Origin of the sequence: Peptoniphilus gorbachii (assembly GCF_016908115.1) — a bacterium.
GTDB lineage: Bacteria > Bacillota > Clostridia > Tissierellales > Peptoniphilaceae > Peptoniphilus_A > Peptoniphilus_A gorbachii.
This window is the reverse complement of the sequence record NZ_JAFBDH010000003.1, coordinates 119,560-140,332: the sequence shown is the minus strand read 5'-3', so window position 1 is coordinate 140,332 and position 20,773 is coordinate 119,560. Positions and strand designations below refer to the sequence as shown.

The following is a 20,773-nucleotide window of genomic DNA, read 5'->3' as shown; positions in this document are numbered from 1 at the left end:
TGAAAAAAGAGTTTCGACAATGCAAAACTCCAAAAAGTAAAATATTTATTAAAGATTTATAAATTCTTTTTCAACTATGTGAGATAGTCTTTCAACAGCTTCTTCTTCATCGGCGCCTATGGCTTCAATAATAACTTCTTCACCAGAAAAAGCACCTAAAGACATAATGCCAATAATAGACTTGCCATTAACTTTATCGCCATGTGCCTCTAAATTTATATCAGCTGCAAACTTATTTGCTTCTCTTACAAAAAGTGCAGCAGCTCTTGCATGAAGCCCATCATTATTATTAAGTACGACTTTTTTGTTTGTCATTTCACACACCCCTCAACTTATTAGCAATTTTCCTAAGTTTTTTAAATCTATAATTAACAGTGGACTTTGAAACTTTGGAATCTAGAGAATTTGCAATATCATTTAAGCTCATAGATCTATTATTGAGCCTTAAAATTGCAACTTCTTTGAGATCCTCATCTAAATTATCTAAACCAATCTCTCTATCGATTAACTTAATATCTTCAACTTGATCATAGGATGACTTTACAGTTTTATTTAAATTTGCAGTCTCACAATTTACAATTCTGTTGACATTATTTCTCATTTCCTTTATAACTCTAATATTTTCGTACTTTAAAACAGAATTATAAGCTCCAATGAGAGATAGAAAATCTGAAATTTGTTCTGAGTCCTTAATGTAGACTATGTACTTTTCCTTTCTCATAATAATTTTAGAATTAAATCCAAATTCATTAATTACATCCATTAAAAAATATGCATTGGATTCGTTTTCAGAGACAAATTCTAAATGATATCCTTTTTTTGGATTTGTAATGGAACCTGAACCCATAAAAGCACCACGTATGTATGCCTTTTTTTCATTCACAGTTTTTACGAGATCAGTGGGCGCATAATTAATCATAAATACGCTTGCACCCTTTATATATTTTAACTCATCAAGTAATAACCTGCAAGACTCATCTTGAGATATATATATAATAAATACATTTTTTTTAAGTTGAGTTGATTTTGCATTTTTTACTTCAACATCAAATCCAAAAGATCTTCTCAAAAAGGTAAAAACCCTTCTGGCTACAGGTGCGTTTTCTGTGATATATTCCATTGAAATTTTATTATTTTTGAAATTTAAAACTCCACACATGGGAGTTATACCTGCAAGTTCAGATAGAATAATTTCATAACTATCAACTTTTATCTTTGCAACCTCATCCTTAACTTCAGACGAAAAGCTCATTGCTTCACCTCACTACTGAAATCCTTTTACTTTATTATAACAGATTTATAAAAATATATTTAATATAAATACTTTTAATAAAAGAAAAAACCTGTCTCAGACTTGTAAATTTTTACAAGACTCAGCACAGGTTTTTAATTATAAATTAAAATTTATAAAATTTCAATTATTATTTTGTTTTACTTTCAGTTTTTGTATTTTCTTTTGCAGCATCCTTAGTTTTTGCGCTGTTTTCTTTTTCTATTTTACCAAAGTTTTTAAATTCATCAGGAAGTTCAACTTCTTTTTTAGTATCTACATAAATTTTAATTTTTGCATCTTTTTTAACTTTATCAATATATTCTTTGAACTTTTCTTGTTGAAGTGTTTGTTTTATTTCTCCCTTAACTTCATCAAATTTACGAGGAGTTTTTTCTTCTAGTTTAATAACATGGTATCCATATTGTGATTGAATTGGTTCAGAAATATCTCCAACTTTCATCTTTGCAATTTGATCGTCAAAAACTTTTACCATTTGACCATTTGTAAATTCACCAAGTGATCCACCATTTTTAGCAGAGCCAGTGTCCTTTGAATTTTCCTTTGCAACTTTTGCAAAATCTTCTCCCTTTAGGATTTTTTTTCTAAGAATATTAGCTTCTTTTAAATCATCAACTAAAATATGAGATGCTTTAGCTTTGTAGAATTTGTCCTTATTATCTTCATAATATTTTTTTACTTCTTCTTCACTTGGTTGAAGCTCATCATTTTTTTCCTTAGTGTACTTTCCAACTAACATTTGATCTTTCATGTTTTCAACAACATAATCCTTAGGAAGACCATTTTGTTTTAAGAAATTATTAAAAGCTTCTTCACCACCAAGTTGTTTTTGAATTTCTTCAATTCTCTTGTTAACTTCTTCTTCACTTACAGTGATTTTTGATTTTTCTGCATCTTGTTTTACTGCTTCAGTTGTTGTCAAATCTGTAATTGCTTGTTCTCTTAAAAGCTCATCAGTGGATTTTTTTCCATCTTGTTTATTTTGTAGAATTTCTTCGCCATACATTGAAGTAAGTTGGTTAACTCTTGCTGCATAAGATTTATAATAATCATCCATTGGAATATCAACTCCACCAACACTTGCTGCTACTCCTTCTTTTTTGCCATTGCAAGCTACTAAAGTTCCAGCTAGGGCAATAGCTACTGCTAATTTACTAAATTTTTTAAAATTCATATTTTTCTCCTTACTTTTAATTTTTTAATTAATAATTTTATTATACACTACTTTTTAGATGGTTTTGTGTCCTTTTTGTGTAAATGCAAAATGGCAACAAGTTTTTTAAGTTCATCAAGTGGATATTTTAAATTACTTAAAATAATTTCATTTTCTTCACCCATAGAATAAGAAATACTTTCAAACTCGTTATTAAGTTCCATAATTGCCTCTAAAGAAACTTCACCCTCTACTTTTATTCTGTATTCATTATTTTTTTGTGTAATAGATTTTATGCTTGCCTTTTGTGCCTTATTCTTTAAAAGAGCAATATCCATTAAATTTGAAACTTCATCTGGAAAATCAGAAAATCTGTCAATTAACTCTTCTACTAAATCAGAATAGGCATCTTCAGTGTCAAGAACAGAAATTTTTTTATAAATCTCAAGTCTTGTTTTATCATCATCTATATATTCTTTAGGAATAAAAGAATCCAGTTTAATGTCAATTGTAGTGTCAACTTTTTCTTCAACTTCAAGACCCTTTAACTTCATAATTGCATCTTTAAGATATTTCATATAAAGGTCGTAGCCAATTTTTTCAATGTGACCAGATTGTCTTGATCCTAAAATTGATCCAGACCCTCTTATCTCTAAGTCTCTTTCTGCAATTTTATGACCTGAACCAAACTCTGTAAATTCTTTTATGGCTTGAAGCCTTTTTTGTGCTACTTCAGATATTGATGTTTGTCTGTCATAAGTAAAAAATGCATAGGCAATTCTTGACGACCTACCAATTCTACCACGAAGCTGATAAAGTTGTGATAAGCCTAGGCGATTTGAATCAGTAATTATCATTGTATTGGCATTGGGAACATCCATACCTGTCTCAATAATAGTCGAGCAAACTAAGACGTCTACATTACCTTCAATAAAATCAATCATTGTGTCTTCTAAGACTTTTTCACTCATTTGACCATTTGCCATAGAAAAAGTTGCTTCTGGCACAAGTTTTCTAAGTTCCAAAAGTTTATTTTCCATATTTGAAACTTTGTTGTATAAAAAGTAAACCTGTCCCCCTCTATCAATTTCCTTTAAAATTGCCTCACGAACCATTAAATTGTTGTATTCCAAGACATAAGTTTCAACAGGAAATCTCTCTTCAGGTGGCTCATCAATTACAGACATATCTCTTATGCCAATCATAGACATTTGTAGGGTCCTTGGTATTGGCGTTGCCGTAAGAGTTAGAGTGTCTACATTTTCTTTTAACATTCTAAGTTTTTCCTTGTGTCGAACACCAAATCTTTGCTCTTCATCAATAATTAAAAGTCCCAAGTCCTTAAATTTTACATCTTTTGAAAGAAGTCTATGAGTCCCAACTATTATATCAATGTTTCCATTTTTTAACCCTTCAATATCATTTTTTTGGTCCTTCTTACTTCTAAATCTTGATAAAAGTCCAACACCCACTGGGAAATTTTTAAATCTTTCCTTAATTGTGTTGTAATGTTGCTGAGCAAGAATTGTTGTAGGAACAAGTAGCGCCACTTGTTTTCCATCAAGAATTGCTTTAAAAGCAGCACGAAGGGCAACTTCAGTTTTTCCATAGCCAACATCTGCACAAAGAAGTCTATCCATTGGCACAGGTCTTTCCATGTCTTCTTTTATTTCTTCAGAAGAAGTAAGCTGACCACTTGTCTCTTCATATATAAAAGCATCTTCAAATTCTCTTTGATATTGTGAATCCTCGCTAAAGGCATAACCCTTTGTGTTTTCACGAGTGGCATAAAGTTTTATAAGCTCATCTGCCATGTCATCAATAGATTTTTTTGCGTGAGCCTTTTTCTTTTTCCAATCAAGAGAATTTAATTTATTTACCTTTGGCTCTCTCTTGCCCTCTTGCACATATTTATAAATGGAATCAAGAGATTCGATTGGCAAAAATAATTTGTCCTCGCCGCCATATTCAATTACAATATAATCCTTTTGGATTCCAGAAACAGCAAGCCTTGTTGTGCCAACATATTTACCTACACCATGCGCTTCATGAACTACAAAATCACCAATTTTTAAATCGTCAAAGTTTAAAGATTTTTTCTTTGCTGGCTTATTTTTTTTCTTCTTTGAAAAAGATCCGTAAATTTCAGAATAATTTATATAGACAGTTTTTGAATCTGCAAATTCAATTCCATCATTAAGAGATCCAGTAGTGACAACTAAATTGGCATACTTCTTAAAATTTCCATAGTCCTTTACAAGTTCTGGCGAATAGCCAAGTTCAACTAAGTGTTCAAAAAGTCTCTTTGCCCTTTTTTCTGTGGCACCAAGAAGAATTACCTTAAAATCATTTTTGCTATAATAATCCAAATCCTCTTTAAAGAGCTTTATTTTAGACATATAGTTTGTAACACTTTTCACTTTTATATTTACAATGTCTTGTGGTTTAAACATCTTAGGTGGTTTTAAGAGAGCGTTAAAAGTTATAATTCTCTCTTCATTTAACTTGTCTACAAGATATTTATAATTGTAGAAAGTTTTTTCGTGAGACTTTGTCACTTCTCCACTTTCAATTAAAATAGAAAATTTTTCGCCATTTGATAAAGAAAGTTCATCTTCTCTTTCAACAATTCTACTTGGCTCATCAATTAAAAATATAAAATCATCTAAGTAATCTAAAAAAGATGAAACTTCATTTTCATCAACATAGGGCAGAATTAAGTCCTTATTTAAAATATTTTCATGGTTTTCAAGTCTATCAACATATCTCAAAAACTTTTCATTAAGCCTATCTTTTTCTTTTCCAACTAATTTTGTCTTTTTTATATCTTTTTTTATTTTTTCAGCAATTTCTATTTTTTCGCCACTTTTTAAAATCAAATCTTCAATGGGAAAAATATTTATCTCATCAAGTTTTTCAATAGACCTTTGACTGTCAATTTCAAAGCTCCTAATAGAATCCACTTCATCGTCAAAAAGTTCAATCCTATAATTTGCATCTTGGCTAGCAATATCAATAATTGATCCTCTTATAGAGAATTGTCCCACTCCTTCAACGCTTGGAAATCTTTCATAACCCATTTCAATTAACTTAGTCTTTAAATCTTCTACTGAAATTTGTGATTCGGATTTTATATTTATTTTGTAGCTAGAAAATATTTCTTTATTAGAAATTTTTGCAGTAAGAGCATTTAAAGTCGTCACTACAATATTTGCTCTGCCGGCAGAAACTTCAGCCATAGCTTCAAGCCTATTCTTTGTATTTTCCTTTGACTTTGAATCTCTGTCGTAAAAGAATACATCTTTTTCTGGATAGAGAACACAATTATCATTAGAAATGGCAGAAATATCTTCATAAGTCTTCCTTGCAGTAATTCTATTTTGTGAAATTACACAAACCCTTTTTCCCTGAGCACTAAAGGCAGGCGCAAAAAGAGAGAGCACTGCCTCTTCTGAACCAAAAACTGCAGTGTTCTTTGAAATTTTTATTGAATTATTTAATTCTTTAAAAGATTTTAAATTCTCTACACTATTTATTAAAAAATTCAAGATTCACCTCAATAAATATTATTGTTGTAAGAATTCATGGACTTGTCTATTCCCTTGTCTACAGCTTCAATAATTGCATCTGCACAAGCATCTATTGCATCTTCAATGTGTTTTTTATCCTTTGAAGGAAAAGAGGACAGCACAAAATTTGCCAAATCTTCATTGGGGTGTTTCTTGCCAACACCAACTTTAAACCTGGCAAAGTTTTTACTTCCTGTTAAATTTACAATTGACTTTAGTCCATTGTGAGTGCCTGCAGATCCATTTTTCTTTATCTTTAGCTGTGCAAACTCAATGTCTATGTCATCTACTACTACTATTAAATCTTCTGGCTTTAATTTATAAAAATTTAAAATTTCAACTATTGACTCGCCAGAATTATTCATAAAAGTATGGGGCTTTAGGAGAATAACATTCTCTGCCGCTATTCTCCCTTCACCTACAAGCCCCTTAAATTTAATCTTATTTACTTTTATATTTAATTTATCAGCAAGTGCATCAATAGTTTTAAAACCAATATTGTGTCTAGTATCCTCGTACTTTTTACCAGGGTTACCAAGACCTGCTATTATATACACTTAATCACCTTATTCAAACATTTCACTAACTGATGTTGATGTGTTAATTCTTCTAATTGCAGATGCAAAAATTGGAGAAACAGATACAACATCAATTTTATCAATCTTCTTTTCTTCTGGAAGTTCAATTGTATCAGTGATTACAAATTTTTCAAGAGAAGAATTTTCAATTCTTTCAATGGCAGGACCAGACAATACACCATGAGTTGCAGCTCCATAAACATATTTTGCTCCTCTTTTCTTTAGAGCATCAGCTGCCTTAGTAATAGTTCCTGCAGTATCTGCAATATCGTCAACTAAAATTACAGATTTGCCATCAACATCACCAATAATATTCATAACTTCAGACACATTTGCCTTTGGTCTTCTCTTTTCAATAATTGCAATTGGAAGATTTAATTCATTGGCAAATTTTCTTGTTCTAGTAACTCCACCTAAGTCAGGAGAAACAACTACAAAGTCATCTTCCTTAACAATGTCTTTAAAATATCTTGCAAGATAAGGAATTGCAGTTAAATGGTCTACAGGAATATCAAAGTAACCTTGAATTTGTCCTGCGTGAAGATCCATTGCAACAACTCTGTCAGCACCAGCCTTTGTTAAAAGATCTGCAACAAGTTTTGATGTAATAGGTTCTCTTGCCTTAGTTTTTCTATCTTGTCTTGCATATCCATAATAAGGAATAACAGCATTAATTCTTCCTGCAGAAGCTCTCTTTAGGGCATCAATTAAAATTAAAAGTTCCATTAAATTCGTGTTTACTGGTGCAGAAGTAGATTGGATAACAAAAATATCTTTACCTCTTACAGAAATTCCAATATCAATGGAAATTTCTCCATCTGAAAAAGTTGAAACAGTACAAGCGCCCTTTTCAATTCCTAAATTTTCACAAATTTTATCTACAAGACTTAAATTAGAATTTCCTGTAAATACTACAATATCTCCATTAACAGTACTCATTATTATATCCTCCTATTTGACAAATCCTTTTCTTTTAACCCAACCATCTATATTTTTTTGAGGTGCTCTCTCAAGTGAAAGCTGTCCCTTCAAAACATTTTTAGTAATCGTAGAGCCTGCAGCAATATATGCATTATCTTCAACTTCAATTGGCGCAACTAAATTTGAATTAGAACCAATAAAGGCATTGTCGCCAACTTTTGCCCTAAATTTTTCTCTACCATTGTAATTTACAAAAACAACCCCGCAGCCAATATTAACTCCAGACCCAACATCGGCATCGCCAATATAAGCAAGATGACTCATCTTAGAAGCATTTCCAACATTAGAATTTTTCACTTCAACAAAATTTCCAATTTTGCAATTTTCTCCAATATTTGAATTAGGTCTAAGATGGGCATAAGGTCCAACAGTAGTGCCTCTTCCAATAGAAGAATCTTCGATTTCAGAAGATCTAATAAGAACATCTTCTCCTATAATAGAATTTTTTATAGTAGAAGAATAAATTTCTGCCCCTTCTTTTATAACAGAATTTTTATCAATTCTAGTGCCTGGATAAATCAAAACATCTCTATCAATTTCAGCACCCCATTCAATATATGTGGACTTAGGATCAATAATACCAACGCCCTTTAACATATATTCTTTGTTGATTTTATTTTGTAAAATTTCTGCTGCAATGGAAAGCTCATATCTTGAATTGACTCCAAGAATTTCTCTAGTATCTCTTAATTTAAAAGAATCAACTTTTTTTCCATCTTCTACTAAAATGCCAAGAGCATCTGTTATATACATTTCATTTGCCGCATTGTCTGTGTCGATTTTTGAAAGAGCAAATTTTAATGAAGAACCTTTAAAAGCAAAAATACCTGAATTAATTTCACGAATTAACTTTTGTTTTTCACTTGCATCTTTTTCTTCAACAATTGCTACAACATTAGCCTCATCATCACGAACAATTCTTCCATAATTAGTAGGATCTTTCATGTCTGCAGATAAAACTGTGACATCATTATTTCTATCTTCATGGAATTTTAAAAAGCAAGATATAGTTGAATTTGAAATAATTGGAGTATCCCCATTTAAAATAATAACTGTATCTTCATCTTCTATTTTATCAAGAGCATTTAAAACAGCATAACCTGTACCATAAGGCACATTTTCGCCAATTGGCTGCTCAATAAATTCTACATCTTTTTCGTCCTCAAAAGCATGACACACTTTTTCCTTATTGTGTCCAACAACTACAAGATTCTTTTCAATTTGTGAATGCTTGCAAGAATTTAGGACATAAAAAAGCATGGGTCTTCCAAGAATTTCATGAAGTACCTTTGGTTTTTTTGACTTCATTCTCGTTCCCTCTCCTGCTGCCAGGATAACTGAAACTTTCATAAAACACCTCTTTTTATTTACTTATTACATTATAACTAAGTTGTACCCTTATATTCAAGAAAATTTGAGAATTAAATAAAAAGAAAAGAAAAATTATTAAAAGCTTCGCTTTTAGATTGAATAATAATGATTTTTTTATAAAGTTTATTTTTTATTTCTAAAATTTATTTTAAGGAGGGGGAAAAGGGGCTAGCAATGCCCCTTCTCCCCCTCCTATAACCTCCCCTACAACCCCTTGCCCTGGCAGGGGCCTTTTCTTTACTTCCCATAAGCGGACGTCAGCCTAAAATTCAAAACTAGGTCGCTTAAACTTTTATAAGCAAACTTTTTTCTTTACATTAGAAATTTTTTTGACTAACTATCTTTTTTCATCGCGACCGTCGCGCGAACCTAATCAACTCAAAGTTCGCTCCGCTCCTTTTCGTTGTTAGAGTTCGTCGGTTGAGCGACTGAATTTGCTTCGCAAATTACAATCGCTCATTCACAGTTGAATTTTTTAACGGCTTCCTCCCTTTATGGGATCATCCGACAAGATTTTTATTTTTGCTAGGCTGTCTACTTCCTCACAAAAAAACTAATTAAAGTGATAGTTTATACTTAAACCTATAGTTATTATCTATTCAAAAAATATCTTTGGTGGTAATTGTAAATTTGCGGGAGTGCATAAAATAAGCAAAAAAATCGGTTATGCGTTAAAAATTTTCAACTGTTTGAGCTCGAAGAGCGAGTTTTGAAAATTTAGCATGACCGATTTTTTTGGACTTTCAGCGCGTTGGGTTCAAAGGGGGTGGTTTAAGGAGGGGGAAAAGGGGCCTCGCAACGCCCCTTAACCCACTCCTTATAAGCACTAAAGCCGCAGGCTTTAATTAAAAGATTTTACTTTGCTTTTCTAAAAAGCAAATTTTTCTTTTCCTTGACAAAACAAAAAAACAATAGTATAGTATGACCCATATTGATGAGGCGATAAAAATGAAAAACTTTAAAAACTTTAAAAATTTCACAAGCCAAGCATTCTGTTGTTGTTCTATAAAAAATTTTATAGGACTTATTTGAATGTGAATCAATATTTTAAGATTTTTAAGAAAAAGAAAGATTTTGAGAGTATATGAATTCATATACTCTCTTTTTTTATTTACTTTTAGGAGGAAAAAATGACAAAATTATTAGAAACAATAGGCGAATCAAAACTCGTACAACTAGAAAACATTGGCGATGGCAAAATTTTTGTAAAAGTAGAAAAATCTAATCCAGCAGGCTCAATTAAGGATAGGGCTGCACTTTACATGATAAAGGGAGCAATTGAAGATGGATCTCTTAAAGAAGGAATGGAAATTGTTGAGCCAACAAGCGGAAACACTGGTATTGCTATTGCAATGATTGGTCGTTCTCTTGGCTACAAGGTAAATATAGTAATGCCTTCTTCCATGTCTCTTGAAAGAAGAAACTTAATCGCATCCTTTGGTGCAAATTTAATTTTAACTGGTGAAGGAGGAATGCAAGCTGCCCTTGACAAGGCAAAGGAACTTGTTGCAACTGGAAATTACTTTATGCCAAACCAATTTGAAAACAAATACAATGCTCTAGCTCACGAAAAAACTACTGGTCCAGAAATTTATAGAGACCTAAAAGAAATTTCTGGTTTTGTAGCAGGTATTGGCACTGGTGGAACTGTTACTGGTGTTGGAAGATATTTGAAATCACAAAATAAAGATGTAAAAGTTTGGGGACTTGAACCAGAAGAATCTCCACTTATTACAAAAGGAAAAGCTGGAAGTCACAAAATTCAAGGCATTGGTGCAAACTTTATTCCAGGAGTTTTGGATCAAAAAGTTCTCAATAAGACTATTACAGTAAAATCAGAAGAAGCAATTGAAATGGCAAGAAGACTTTCTCGCGAAGAAGGTCTTTCAGTTGGAATATCAGCAGGCGCAAATGTCCTTGGAGCATTAAAGATGCAAAGAGAAATTGGCGGCAAGATTGTAACAGTTGCACCTGACACTGCAGAAAGGTATATGTCTACAGACTTATTTAAATATGAATAATTTTTTTAAAGAATTAAAATCCTATGGGAAATTTATTTTAAAAGAAGATCCAGCCTGTAAAAGTTTATTTGAAGCAATATTTATGTATCCAATTGTATCAGCAATGATTAGCCACAGAATTGCTCACTATTTTTATAATAAAAACCATACCACTCTTGCCCGTTGGATTTCACAAAGGTCTCGCAAAAAAACTGGAATTGAAATTCATCCTGGTGCAAAAATTGGAAAAAATCTCTTCATCGACCACGGTATGGCTGTGGTCATAGGAGAGACAGCAGAAATTGGCGACAACTGCCATATGTATCACAATATAACTCTAGGTGGAACGGGAAATGAAAAAGAAAAGAAAAGACACCCCACAGTGGGAAATAATGTAATAATTGGAACTGGAGCAACTGTTCTTGGTCCCGTAAAAATAGGCGATGGTGCAAAAATTGGTGCAGGAGCCCTTGTATTAAAGGACATACCAAAAAACTCAACTGCCGTTGGAGTACCAGCTGAAGTTGTAAAATTTCACGACCCCAGCGAAAATAAATTTCACTAATTATCAGTAGGTAATATGTTTTATATTGGTGCCCACCTTTCAACAGCCAAGGGCTATGCCTACATGGGAGAAGAAGCTCTATCTATTTCTGCTAACACCTTTCAATTTTTTTCCAGAAACCCCCGTGGTTCCAAGATGAAAAAATTAGATGAAGCTGACATAGAAAAACTTATGCAAATTGCAGAAGAAAATAATTTTGGACCACTTCTAGCTCATGCTCCCTACACCTTAAATCCCTGTTCCTCTACTGAAAGTATTAGAGAGTTTGCCAATATAGTCTTGTCAGAAGATTTAGAGAGGCTAAAATATTTTAAAAAGACTTTCTACAATTTCCATCCAGGATCTCACACAGGCCTTGGAGTAGATGCTGCAATAGAAATAATTTCTGCACAACTTAATATGGTTCTTAGAAAAGATCAAGATACTATAGTTCTGCTTGAAACCATGGCAGGCAAAGGCACAGAAATTGACTCAAACTTTGAAGAACTTGCAAGAATAATTGAAGGAGTACAACTAAAAGAAAAAGTCGGCGTCTGCATGGACACTTGTCATGTCCACGAGGCAGGTTACGACATAGTAGGTGACCTAGCTGGAGTCTTAGACGAATTCGATAAATCCATTGGACTTGATAAACTCTACGCCATTCAACTAAACGACTCAAAAAACCAAAGAGGAGCTAAAAAAGACAGACACTAAGTCATAGGCAAGAGAAAAATTGGTCTCCAAGCCATTGAGAGAATCATAAATCGCGAAAAATTAAAAGACCTCCCCTTTTATCTAGAAACTCCTCAAGACCTAGAAGGCCATAAAGAAGAAATCAAGCTTTTAAGAAGCCTTCGCAAATAATATTTCAAAAATTAATTTTAATAAAACCATCCTACAAATTAGCAAAGAAAAAGAGAACTCACAATCAAAAATGAGTTCTCTTTTTTTATTTAACAAATTCATTTAATTTTTCCATAAGAAAATCCAAATCTTCTTTAGTGTGATTAGACATAGGCGTTACTCTTAAAATTGCTTGATTTTTTGGAACTGCTGGAAATCTTATTATTGATAAAAATATACCAGAATCAATTAGTTTCTTGAATATTTCCTGAGCTCTTTTTTCATTTCCCACTTTTATAGGAATTATATGAGAGTTTCCACCAATATCAAAATTATTTTCTTCTAGCTTTTTCTTTAAATATGAAACATTGTCCTTTAACTTATTTATATTTTTCTTATTAGACTTAATATAATTTAAAGATTCTAAGATAATTAGGGTGTCAACAGGGCTTATAGAAGTTGAAAAAATAAATTCCCGGCTGGTGTTATAGAGGTACTTTCTCATTAAATTTGATGTCATAAGAGCCGCACCACTTGCGCCCAAGGCTTTAGAAAAAGTTACAAGCATTACATCGGGATAAGTTTTATATATTTCTGTTATTCCCCTTCCATTTTCTCCTAAAATACCAAATCCATGTGCATCGTCAACATAGGTCAAAGCCTTATACTTTTCCCCCAGTCTACAAAACTCATCAAGGGGCAGAATATCTCCATCCATGCTAAAGACACCATCAGAAACTAAAACTTTATTTCTATTAGGATATTTTTTTAATTTTTCTTCTAAATCTTTAAAGTCCAAATGCTTATAAACTTCTACTTTAGATTTACTTAGTTTAATGCCATCTATTATTGATGCATGATTTTTTTCATCAGAAAATACAATAGTTTCATCATCGCAAACTGCAGTTAAAAATCCAAGGTTGGCCATAAAACCACTTGAGTATACAAGGCTATTTTCATATCCAATAAATTCAGCAAGATTTCTTTCCAAATCTTTGTGAACTTTGTGACTTCCAGTTGTTAGTCTAGAGCCCCCACTTCCAAGACCTATACCATCCATTTTTTCCTTTACTTTTTCTAAGATTTCTTTGTTTTCTCCAAGTGAAAGATAATTGCTTGAGGAAAATAAAAGATATTCTCTTGAATCAATCATACTTTTTGCCAGTTGAGGACTTTCAAAAATTCTTTCTTCTCTTATAAGATGTTCTTTTTCAAGTTTTTGTAGTTTTTCTTCTATATAAATATTATTCATGTACTATCACCAGCTGATTTTTTAAATAATCTATAGTATTCTCAATTGTGTCAAGACGAGGATCGTAGAGAAAAACTCTTCCACCATTTAAATCTCCTCTTTCCTTTAACTTTGTAATTCTAATATACTCTTTTTTATTGGCTAGGTATCCAGTGACATAATCAGGATCATCTGAAATGCAAACCTCTCCAATTATTGCCTTTGCATTTAAGGTTTTTGTTGCAAGACAAAGAGCTTCTTTAAAGTGATTTTTATTAGAGATATCTCTCCTACTAGCATAATCCATATTTGTAACTCTGACTCCCTTGTCTAAGTCGCCTTCCATTCTTTCCATGGTTAAAATATTTAAAATTATAGCTCCTCTCATATTTTTCGTATTAATTAGCAAATCTATAACTCTTTGAGATTTCTCTATACCCATAGAATTCAAAAGTTTTTCCATTACTACAAGTCCCTCTTCTTTTGTATCCACCTCTATAGTCCTAGTCTCTAAAGCCCTTATGTTTATTATGTCATCTTCTCTAACTTTATTTATTTTTATATTCACAAAATCTGCTTGTCCTCTTGAATGGTTTAAGCCCCTTGATGCAAGACTATTTATTATATTTAAAAGATCATCTTCATCAACTATACTTTCAGCCCCACCAATATGTAAGTTTTCTTTGTTATTATTTTTAGATGCTCTCATCTTAACGCTATACTTCAATTTCTTTCCTCCAAAATATTATATGTTAACAATCGTTCATAAATTTTTTCATAAAATAATTTTGCTAATACGCCACTTATTATCATACCTGGGATAGCAGGTATCAAAAGACTTATAAGTGGTAGTCCTAATAATTTTGATAAAACTATTCTCGATAGGCTTGTTCCAAAAGAAGATGCAAATAATAGGCAAAATTTTTTATTCTTTATTAGCAGTATAAAAACAAGGACACCTATCCTAAAAACCAAGGCCACAATAATTCCATAAATATTTGATATACCCGTAAAGAAAGATAAAAAGGATCCTATTAAACCAGCTAAAATATAAATTCTGGGACCAAATGTCATTGCAATTAGTACTGACATTGGTGCAGACATTTGAAATTCTGCACCTTGAAAAATACTTGGAATTTTTATAAGACTAGTTAAAAAAATTATAGTCCCAAGAATTGGTATAAGAGTTAATTCTTTAATTTTCATTTGTTATCCTTATATAATTTTAAGTTAACTATGTATCTATAAAAAAACTGCCCCGTCTGGGACAGTTCTTTTTAAATTTAACTAAGTTAAATTATTTAACTTCTACAGTTGCTCCAGCTTCTTCAAGTTTAGCTTTGATTTCGTCAGCTTCGTCTTTTGAAACGCCTTCTTTAACTGCTTTAGGTGCTCCGTCAACTACTGCTTTTGCATCTTTAAGTCCAAGTCCAGTTAAGTCTTTAACTACTTTAATAACTTTAACTTTTTCTTGTCCTGCTTCAGTAATAATTACATCAAATTCAGTTTTTTCTTCAGCTGCTGCTGGAGCTGCGCCACCTGCTACTGGAGCTGCTGCTACTGCTGCTGGAGCTGCTGCTGATACTCCGAATTCTTCTTCAAGAGCCTTAACTACTTCTGATAATTCTAATACTGTAAGTTCTTTAACTTCTTCAATTAATTTTTCTACTTTTTCTGACATTTTATTCCTCCATAATTTTTATAAGTTTTAATTTCTTTGCATACTAATTATGCTGCTTCATTTTCTTTCTTATCAGCGATTTGTGCAATAACTCTTGCGAATCCTGATAATGTTCCATTTAATACATTAGCAAATCCTTGGATTGGTGCGTTCAAGCCACCAAGTACTTGTGCAACAAGAACTTCCTTAGATGGTAATTTAGCAAGTGCGTCAACTTCAGGAAGAGATAATACTTTTCCATCAACATATCCTGCTTTAATTTCTAATGCTTCATGATCTTCTGCAAACTCAGATGAAATTTTTGCTGCGGATGCTGGATCTTCCATTCCGAAAGCAATAGCGCTTGGTCCCTTTAAAAATTCTTCAAGACCATTAACACCTAATTCTTCAAAAGCACGTCTCATCATTGTGTTTTTGTAAACTTTATAATCAACCTTTGCTTCTCTAAACTTGCTTCTAAGTTCAGTTACTTCTTCAACTGTTAGACCTCTATAGTTTACAAGTACAATTGACTGTGCACCTTGAATTTTTTCTTTAATTTCATCTACTAGGGCTTGTTTTGATTGTAATTTTTCTTCTTTCAATTTTTCACCCCCAAAAATAAAAAATCTCACGCCGCCGTGAGATGTGAAAATCAAATAAATCCGAATTTCAAACCTCGGTAGGATTTATGGCATTGCCCCCTACTGTCTGCGGCTTAGTAACATTGATATTATATACAGTCTTTGGAGATTTGTCAATGATTATTTGTATTTATTTTTATTTTTTTTCTTTCATCTTATCTATTTTTTATTTTCTCCTATTATATAGAATTTTATAAGGTTTATAAAGTTTTTTCTATTTTTATGATTTAAAAATTATTTTAAACTTAATTTTATTATTTTTCCCAGCTCTAAAGCCTTTCAAATTTTTCTCATACATCTTTATAAAAAATGTAAGTTCCAAAGTTTTCGGATCTTTTAAGCCTAAAAAAACTCGTCACGCTAATCTTCATAAAAAAATAGTGCAAGCTAGGAATTACTTTCCTTCTTACACTATTTTTTTACTAAAAAGTAGCTAAGCTACTCTTTTTCATATATAAACTTGGAAATCCTTACCTTAAAATAAAATTTTAAATAGAAAGATTTGTTTTTTCCACTGTTGGATTAACATTAATCTCAAATTGACCTACTAAAACAGATGATACCGTTGTAGTAACTAGAGAGTAAATTATTCTAGCAAGAGGAATATAAGTTAAGGACATTACTAAGACAATTACGTCCATTAGTAAGTAGGCATAAGAAATATTTATCTTAGTCTTATTTGATACTACAAGGGCCAAGGCGTCGTCTCCACCTGAGGCTCCTCCTTGAGATACTACAAGTCCACAACCTAGTCCAATGCCAATGCCTCCAAATATAGCTGCCAAAAATGGATAGCTATAAAGATTAGGAACAATTGGACCCATAAGGGAAAATATCTTATAGAAAATAGCGAAAAATAAAGAAGCTAATAAAGTCTTTCTTAAAAATGCCTTTCCAAAAATATTTATTCCAATAAGGATACAAATCACGTCCATTATTAGACTTAGAATTGATGGGTTTATACCAAAGGTCTTATAAGCTAATAATGCAAGGCCTAGGATTCCACCTTCTGTAATTTGTGATGGAATATGGATATTTACAATTGTAAATGACTCAATCATAGACCCTAAAATAATATTAATTAGTCCTGTTCTTGTTAATTTAAACCAAGCCAGCTTTTGATTTAGCATTTTAACACCTCCTTAATATTTCGCAATATAAGAAGGGTATCCAACCAACAAAAAAAGACTGCTGTCGGTCGTAAGGATAACCCTTCGTACTTTTGCAATCTCGTGGTGTTGATGCTTTATTATTTGCTGATTTTTTCTTGTAAAAACTCTGAGCGTAATAGTTACTTTTTAGCTTTTTATCTACCACATCAGGCATATAGAAGGCTCTTAACTCGTAAACTTTAGCATCAGATAAAAACTACCTTTATTTCGGTAACCACCGTAAAATACTTAAATCAACATTTGATATTATAGCTTTTTATTTTTTAAATTGCAAGTCCTTTTCTTAAAAAATTTAAGATTTCATAAAATTCTCACAAAGTTAATTTAAAAATTTCTCATAAAAAAGGACTTAAGTTTAAACTTAAGTCCAATAAAAAAACCCCTGCTTCATAAGAAGTTGAGGGGTTTTTTTATCTTAGGTGTTTTTATTTTTCCGTTAATTTTTGTCCGTTGATTCTAATTCCAGGACCCATTGTTGATGAAACTGTTACTGATTTTAAATAACGACCCTTTGCAGATGCTGGTTTTGCTTTTATTATAGCATCTGAAATTGTCTTAAAGTTTTCAGCAAGTTTATCTACTCCAAAAGAAACTTTCCCGATTGGAACGTTAATGATTGCAGCCTTGTCTACTCTATATTCAACTTTACCTGCTTTAGTTTCTTTTACAGCTTGTTCTACATCAAATGTAACTGTTCCTGATTTAGGGTTTGGCATAAGTCCCTTTGGTCCAAGAACTCTACCGATTTTACCAACTACGCCCATCATGTCTGGAGTTGCAATAATTACATCAAAATCAAACCAGTTTTCGTTTTGAATTTTTTCTACTAATTCTTCTCCACCTGCGTAGTCAGCTCCTGCTGCTTCGGCTTCTTTAATTTTTTCTCCCTTAGCAAGAACAAGAACTCTAATTTCTTTACCTGTTCCATTAGGAAGTACTACAGTACCTCTTACTTGTTGGTCAGCGTGTCTTGGGTCAACACCAAGTCTTACTGCAAGTTCAACTGTTTCGTCAAAGTTTGCCTTAGCAGTTTTTGTAACTAAGTCAAGAGCTTCATTTACATCATATAAATTTGATTTATCTACTAGCTTTGCGCTATCTTGATATTTTTTACCTCTTTTTGGCATATTTACCTCCTTCGTGGTACTTGCGGCTTAGCCTCCCACTTATCTTTCTACTTCTATACCCATACTTCTAGCTGTACCTGCGATCATTTCCATAGCAGCTTCAATGCTTGCTGCGTTAAGATCAGGCATCTTTGTTTTAGCTATTTCTTCAACTTGAGCCTTTGTCAATTTTCCAACTTTTTTCTTGTTAGGTTCACCACTTGCCTTAGCCATATTAAGAGCTTTCTTAATAAGAACTGCAGCTGGTGGAGTCTTTGTGATAAAAGTGAAAGAACGATCTTGATAAACTGTTAGAACAACAGGGATAATCATACCTGCTTGATCTTGAGTCTTTGCGTTAAATTCCTTTGTGAACTGCATGATGTTTACACCATGAGGTCCTAGTGCAGTACCAACTGGTGGAGCTGGTGTAGCTTTTCCTGCAGGAATTTGTAATTTTACTAATGCTATGACTTTTTTTGCCATTTTATTTCCTCCTTGTGGTAATGCGGGTTTACCCTCCCACACATTTCTTACTCTTTAATAATTTGATTGAAATCCAACTCAACTATTGTATCTCTTCCAAACATTGAGATACATACCTTAACCTTAGCCTTGTCATAATTGAAGTCATCAATTTTACCAACTAAATCTTTAAATGGTCCATTAATAACTTTGACAACTTCTCCTATCTCATAGTTATCAAATAACTCTTTGCTATCTGTAACTCCAAGTAGTAACACTTCCTCATCAGTAAGTGGCACAGGCTTTGAAGCTGGTCCAACGAAACCAGTTACTCCTCTTGTGTTTCTCACAAGATACCAAGTTTCGTCGTTCATAATCATGTTTACTAGGACATAAGAAGGAAACATCTTTCTTTCCTTTGCCTTTGAGACTCCATCCTTAGTTTCAACATAGTCTTCCATAGGAATTCTAATGTCGAAGATTACATCTTCCATACCACGATTATGAACCATAGCTTCCATGTTTGCCTTTACCTTTTTTTCATAACCTGAATAAGTGTGAATTACATACCATTTTGAAGCTTCATTACTATTAAGTTCTTGTGTATCCAACTAAAACACTCCAATCAATAAATAAAACCAAATAAAAACATTATGATTTTATCATATGCTAATAATAGTAAAGATGACAAAATAACTGCTACAATTACTATTATAGAATATTTGATTACAGTATCCTTAGTAGGCCATACAACTTTTTTGAATTCAGATTTCACACCTCTAAAGTATCTACCTAGACCGCCTTTTTTTTCTTCAGTCTTAGGTGCTGTTTTAGTAGCCATAAATCCTCCTTACTTAGTTTCTTTGTGAGTTGTATGCTCTTTACAGAATTTACAATACTTCTTTAGTTCCAATCTTTCAGTAGTATTTTTCTTGTTCTTATATGTCACATAATTTCTGTTTTTACATTGTGTGCATTCAAGTACTACTCTATCTGCCATAAAAACACCTCCAGTGCTAAAAAAAAGAGCCGCCTTTGGCTCCTTCTAATTTACTAAGTAATACTACCACATAAGTCCCTATTTGTAAAGCTATTTGTGATAAATTTTCTCTATTTTTTGTGCAATTTATCCCATTAAAAAATTTTATAACAAATCTATGCCTTTTTATGCTCAGAAGATTAAAATTTTAAAAATATTTTTGTAGGAAAATAAAAAATCTAAAAATAAGACCTATATTAAGGGGAAATGTCTTTATAAGTTCAGGCAAATATTTAATCTCTTTCACTATTTTTTTAAGAATTTCCCTTTCCCTTTGACTAAAATTAGCTACAAAATTTTTATTTAACAAAGATTGTCCAATAATTAAAATAACTCCCAAGAGTATACTTATAAATCCTGTCATCTTATTTATCTCTGCTAATTCAATATTTTGTGCCGTAAAAAGATTTTGAAAAAATACTGCAATCCTCAAGGGTACAATTGAATTTAAAAAATAGTGAATTATTACGGTACAAGTGATATTTTCTGTTATTGCGTAAATAATTCCTACTGCAATACCAAATAAAAAACCTGATTTATATTTTCCATAATGAAATAGTCCAAAAACTATTGCCATAAATAGTATCCCATAGTCACTTGTGACATTCATTAACTTTCTTTGGACTAAATACCTAAAAATATATTCTTCAAATAAGACAAATAATATCATGGTAATGCTTACATAAAAATCAATAAAACTAGTCGAATCATTGCTCATTTCTTGTAAAACATCTAAATTTGTTGTTAAAATAATAATTCCCTGATAAATAAAAACATACTTTAAAAATAAAATTAGCTCTTTTACTTTTATTTCTTTTATTCCCTTGATTAAATCTCTAAAAAAATCCCTAATATGAATACCAAAAAAACAACTAAAGCCAATAAATATTGAAATTGGATTTAAAAGAGACCTAAATACGAAAAAAGAGCCGGGACCTCCTTTAAATTTAATTGATGCTAAAAAAATATAAATAATAAAAGAAACAAATGTCGCATATCCAATTTTTTCTAAAACTTTTTTCATCTCTAAGTTCACTTTAAAACCTCCTTATATATTTCAATGATTTTTTCTTTGTAAAAGATTATTTTTCTTTTGTTTTATATAAATTATTTATCTGCTTTA

The 20,773-nt window shown here is 31.8% G+C and carries 22 protein-coding genes and 1 other annotated feature; of the genes, 3 read left to right on the top strand and 19 right to left on the bottom strand.

Going from position 1 to position 20,773, the window contains the following annotated elements:
• Window positions 1–48 precede the first annotated feature (48 nt).
• The 7 genes from JOD41_RS04115 to glmU all read right to left on the bottom strand — a co-directional run bounded on the left by JOD41_RS04115 (window position 49) and on the right by glmU (window position 8,922).
• Window positions 49–315 (bottom strand): HPr family phosphocarrier protein, encoded by a 267-nt coding sequence (locus tag JOD41_RS04115; protein ID WP_156702860.1) that lies wholly within the window; start codon window positions 313–315, stop codon window positions 49–51.
• Between the two features lies 1 nt (window position 316).
• Complete coding sequence (gene whiA, locus JOD41_RS04110) at window positions 317–1,252, bottom strand: DNA-binding protein WhiA (RefSeq protein WP_205051695.1); 936 nt, start codon at window positions 1,250–1,252, stop codon at window positions 317–319.
• 169 nt (window positions 1,253–1,421) lie between these two features.
• Window positions 1,422–2,465 (bottom strand): peptidylprolyl isomerase, encoded by a 1,044-nt coding sequence (locus JOD41_RS04105; RefSeq protein ID WP_205051694.1) that lies wholly within the window; start codon window positions 2,463–2,465, stop codon window positions 1,422–1,424.
• Between the two features lie 47 nt (window positions 2,466–2,512).
• The gene (gene mfd / locus JOD41_RS04100; protein WP_205051693.1) at window positions 2,513–5,992 is read right to left on the bottom strand and encodes a transcription-repair coupling factor; all 3,480 of its coding nucleotides are present in this window, start codon (window positions 5,990–5,992) and stop codon (window positions 2,513–2,515) included.
• An 8-nt stretch (window positions 5,993–6,000) separates the two neighbouring features.
• Window positions 6,001–6,570 (bottom strand): aminoacyl-tRNA hydrolase, encoded by a 570-nt coding sequence (pth, locus tag JOD41_RS04095; RefSeq protein ID WP_205051692.1) that lies wholly within the window; start codon window positions 6,568–6,570, stop codon window positions 6,001–6,003.
• A 9-nt stretch (window positions 6,571–6,579) separates the two neighbouring features.
• A complete protein-coding gene (locus tag JOD41_RS04090) occupies window positions 6,580–7,530 on the bottom strand; it encodes a ribose-phosphate diphosphokinase (protein ID WP_205051691.1) in 951 nt (316 codons plus the stop codon).
• Window positions 7,531–7,542: 12 nt separating this feature from the next.
• Window positions 7,543–8,922, bottom strand: coding sequence for a bifunctional UDP-N-acetylglucosamine diphosphorylase/glucosamine-1-phosphate N-acetyltransferase GlmU (glmU, locus tag JOD41_RS04085; RefSeq protein ID WP_205051690.1), 1,380 nt, complete (start codon window positions 8,920–8,922; stop codon window positions 7,543–7,545).
• Window positions 8,923–10,073: 1,151 nt separating this feature from the next.
• Between glmU and cysK the strand changes: the two genes are divergently transcribed.
• Genes cysK through JOD41_RS04070 form a run of 3 tightly spaced genes read left to right on the top strand, consistent with a single transcriptional unit; the run spans window position 10,074 to window position 12,204 of the window.
• Window positions 10,074–10,964, top strand: a complete 891-nt coding sequence (gene cysK / locus JOD41_RS04080) for a cysteine synthase A (protein WP_205051689.1) — start codon at window positions 10,074–10,076, stop codon at window positions 10,962–10,964.
• Window positions 10,957–11,508 carry a serine O-acetyltransferase EpsC gene (gene epsC / locus JOD41_RS04075; protein WP_156702844.1) on the top strand — a complete coding sequence of 184 codons (552 nt, stop codon included), beginning with the start codon at window positions 10,957–10,959 and terminating at the stop codon, window positions 11,506–11,508. Before cysK ends, epsC begins: the two co-directional genes overlap by 8 nt.
• A 15-nt stretch (window positions 11,509–11,523) precedes the next feature.
• Complete coding sequence (locus JOD41_RS04070; protein WP_239541002.1) at window positions 11,524–12,204, top strand: deoxyribonuclease IV; 681 nt, start codon at window positions 11,524–11,526, stop codon at window positions 12,202–12,204.
• A 235-nt stretch (window positions 12,205–12,439) separates the two neighbouring features.
• Here JOD41_RS04070 and JOD41_RS04065 read toward each other — a convergent pair whose 3' ends face one another.
• The 12 genes from JOD41_RS04065 to JOD41_RS04010 all read right to left on the bottom strand — a co-directional run bounded on the left by JOD41_RS04065 (window position 12,440) and on the right by JOD41_RS04010 (window position 20,686).
• Window positions 12,440–13,585 (bottom strand): aminotransferase class I/II-fold pyridoxal phosphate-dependent enzyme, encoded by a 1,146-nt coding sequence (locus JOD41_RS04065; RefSeq protein ID WP_205051688.1) that lies wholly within the window; start codon window positions 13,583–13,585, stop codon window positions 12,440–12,442.
• Window positions 13,578–14,291: a 6-carboxyhexanoate--CoA ligase gene (locus tag JOD41_RS04060; protein WP_205051687.1), complete on the bottom strand. Its 714-nt coding sequence runs from the start codon at window positions 14,289–14,291 to the stop codon at window positions 13,578–13,580. The genes JOD41_RS04065 and JOD41_RS04060 overlap by 8 nt, the downstream gene beginning before the upstream one ends.
• A complete protein-coding gene (locus tag JOD41_RS04055) occupies window positions 14,288–14,770 on the bottom strand; it encodes a hypothetical protein (protein WP_205051686.1) in 483 nt (160 codons plus the stop codon). The genes JOD41_RS04060 and JOD41_RS04055 overlap by 4 nt, the downstream gene beginning before the upstream one ends.
• A gap of 91 nt (window positions 14,771–14,861) precedes the next feature.
• Entirely contained in the window at window positions 14,862–15,245 is a 384-nt protein-coding gene (gene rplL, locus JOD41_RS04050; RefSeq protein WP_205051685.1) for a 50S ribosomal protein L7/L12, read from the bottom strand.
• 47 nt (window positions 15,246–15,292) lie between these two features.
• Window positions 15,293–15,829 carry a 50S ribosomal protein L10 gene (gene rplJ, locus JOD41_RS04045; RefSeq protein WP_205051684.1) on the bottom strand — a complete coding sequence of 179 codons (537 nt, stop codon included), beginning with the start codon at window positions 15,827–15,829 and terminating at the stop codon, window positions 15,293–15,295.
• An 8-nt stretch (window positions 15,830–15,837) separates the two neighbouring features.
• Window positions 15,838–15,959: a sequence feature (ribosomal protein L10 leader region), on the bottom strand.
• A 397-nt stretch (window positions 15,960–16,356) separates the two neighbouring features.
• On the bottom strand, window positions 16,357–16,998 hold the full coding sequence (locus JOD41_RS04040; RefSeq protein ID WP_205051683.1) for a DUF6198 family protein: 642 nt from the start codon (window positions 16,996–16,998) through the stop codon (window positions 16,357–16,359).
• A 467-nt stretch (window positions 16,999–17,465) separates the two neighbouring features.
• Complete coding sequence (gene rplA / locus JOD41_RS04035) at window positions 17,466–18,167, bottom strand: 50S ribosomal protein L1 (protein ID WP_205051682.1); 702 nt, start codon at window positions 18,165–18,167, stop codon at window positions 17,466–17,468.
• A 39-nt stretch (window positions 18,168–18,206) separates the two neighbouring features.
• Window positions 18,207–18,632 carry a 50S ribosomal protein L11 gene (rplK, locus tag JOD41_RS04030; RefSeq protein WP_019107756.1) on the bottom strand — a complete coding sequence of 142 codons (426 nt, stop codon included), beginning with the start codon at window positions 18,630–18,632 and terminating at the stop codon, window positions 18,207–18,209.
• Between the two features lie 47 nt (window positions 18,633–18,679).
• Complete coding sequence (gene nusG / locus JOD41_RS04025) at window positions 18,680–19,222, bottom strand: transcription termination/antitermination protein NusG (protein ID WP_156702830.1); 543 nt, start codon at window positions 19,220–19,222, stop codon at window positions 18,680–18,682.
• 14 nt (window positions 19,223–19,236) lie between these two features.
• Window positions 19,237–19,452 (bottom strand): preprotein translocase subunit SecE, encoded by a 216-nt coding sequence (gene secE / locus JOD41_RS04020; RefSeq protein ID WP_019125660.1) that lies wholly within the window; start codon window positions 19,450–19,452, stop codon window positions 19,237–19,239.
• Window positions 19,453–19,461: 9 nt separating this feature from the next.
• Window positions 19,462–19,611, bottom strand: a complete 150-nt coding sequence (rpmG, locus tag JOD41_RS04015; RefSeq protein ID WP_010242627.1) for a 50S ribosomal protein L33 — start codon at window positions 19,609–19,611, stop codon at window positions 19,462–19,464.
• A gap of 187 nt (window positions 19,612–19,798) precedes the next feature.
• Entirely contained in the window at window positions 19,799–20,686 is an 888-nt protein-coding gene (locus tag JOD41_RS04010) for a CPBP family glutamic-type intramembrane protease (RefSeq protein WP_205051681.1), read from the bottom strand.
• Window positions 20,687–20,773: the final 87 nt, after the last annotated feature.